Here is a 275-nt window from a genome sequence, read left to right as displayed (position 1 = left end):
TCACCTGTAACTGTCGCTGGACCTTCTGCAACAACTTGACCGTCTTTGTCTTTAACAACGACATTTACTGTTGTTCCTGGTTCAGTTGTACCTGTGATTTCTGGTGTTGTATCGTTTGTATCCGCAATTGGATCAATCGTTACATCGGTATCAGATGGTGCAGTTGTATCTACAGTTAATTTGCCATCCGCAGTTTCAGTAGCAGTATTACCCACCGCATCTTTCGCTTCAGCTTTAACTGTATATTCACCTTCTGGTAATTCTTCAGTCGGTGT

1 protein-coding gene is annotated in these 275 nt (G+C 42.5%); it reads right to left on the bottom strand.

Features of this window, described 5'->3' with window-relative positions; translation table 11 throughout:
- Nucleotides 1-275: Ig-like domain-containing protein (locus tag AC1M9L_RS14850; protein WP_481592566.1), on the bottom strand; the 275-nt coding region annotated here is incomplete at both ends.

The sequence above is a fragment of the Acinetobacter sp. ANC_7511 genome (assembly GCF_056779975.1).
This window is presented reverse-complemented; position numbering and strand designations above follow the sequence as displayed.